The sequence below is a fragment of the Marixanthomonas ophiurae genome (genome assembly GCF_003413745.1).
GTDB lineage: Bacteria > Bacteroidota > Bacteroidia > Flavobacteriales > Flavobacteriaceae > Marixanthomonas > Marixanthomonas ophiurae.
Genome location: NZ_QVID01000006.1, coordinates 1 through 1,231 on the forward strand (window position 1 = coordinate 1; position 1,231 = coordinate 1,231).

At 47.6% G+C, this 1,231-nt stretch carries 2 protein-coding genes; one reads left to right on the plus strand and one right to left on the minus strand.

Translation table 11 applies throughout. The annotated features are described in order from the left end of the window. Positions 1 to 265 (plus strand): hypothetical protein (locus DZ858_RS15245; protein WP_449405537.1); only part of this gene is annotated, 265 nt, incomplete at its 5' end. A gap of 265 nt (positions 266 to 530) precedes the next feature. On the opposite strand, the gene DZ858_RS15115 is transcribed toward DZ858_RS15245, so the two are convergent. Further along, positions 531 to 1,190, minus strand: coding sequence for a type A-1 chloramphenicol O-acetyltransferase (locus DZ858_RS15115; RefSeq protein ID WP_000412211.1), 660 nt, complete (start codon positions 1,188 to 1,190; stop codon positions 531 to 533). Positions 1,191 to 1,231: the final 41 nt, after the last annotated feature.

Here is a 1,231-nt window from a genome sequence, read left to right on the forward strand (position 1 = left end):
GCTCCTTCCGGTGGGCGCGGGGCATGACTATCGTCGCCGCACTTATGACTGTCTTCTTTATCATGCAACTCGTAGGACAGGTGCCGGCAGCGCCCAACAGTCCCCCGGCCACGGGGCCTGCCACCATACCCACGCCGAAACAAGCGCCCTGCACCATTATGTTCCGGATCTGCATCGCAGGATGCTGCTGGCTACCCTGTGGAACACCTACATCTGTATTAACGAAGCGCTAACCGTTTTTATCAGGCTCTGGGAGGCAGAATAAATGATCATATCGTCAATTATTACCTCCACGGGGAGAGCCTGAGCAAACTGGCCTCAGGCATTTGAGAAGCACACGGTCACACTGCTTCCGGTAGTCAATAAACCGGTAAACCAGCAATAGACATAAGCGGCTATTTAACGACCCTGCCCTGAACCGACGACCGGGTCGAATTTGCTTTCGAATTTCTGCCATTCATCCGCTTATTATCACTTATTCAGGCGTAGCAACCAGGCGTTTAAGGGCACCAATAACTGCCTTAAAAAAATTACGCCCCGCCCTGCCACTCATCGCAGTACTGTTGTAATTCATTAAGCATTCTGCCGACATGGAAGCCATCACAAACGGCATGATGAACCTGAATCGCCAGCGGCATCAGCACCTTGTCGCCTTGCGTATAATATTTGCCCATGGTGAAAACGGGGGCGAAGAAGTTGTCCATATTGGCCACGTTTAAATCAAAACTGGTGAAACTCACCCAGGGATTGGCTGAGACGAAAAACATATTCTCAATAAACCCTTTAGGGAAATAGGCCAGGTTTTCACCGTAACACGCCACATCTTGCGAATATATGTGTAGAAACTGCCGGAAATCGTCGTGGTATTCACTCCAGAGCGATGAAAACGTTTCAGTTTGCTCATGGAAAACGGTGTAACAAGGGTGAACACTATCCCATATCACCAGCTCACCGTCTTTCATTGCCATACGGAATTCCGGATGAGCATTCATCAGGCGGGCAAGAATGTGAATAAAGGCCGGATAAAACTTGTGCTTATTTTTCTTTACGGTCTTTAAAAAGGCCGTAATATCCAGCTGAACGGTCTGGTTATAGGTACATTGAGCAACTGACTGAAATGCCTCAAAATGTTCTTTACGATGCCATTGGGATATATCAACGGTGGTATATCCAGTGATTTTTTTCTCCATTTTAGCTTCCTTAGCTCCTGAAAATCTCGATAACTCAAAAA

Coding starts and splice junctions, on each gene's coding strand:
- DZ858_RS15115 (WP_000412211.1), bottom strand. CDS start 1,190: ATGGAGAAAAAAATCACTGGATATACCACCGTTGATATATCCCAATGG.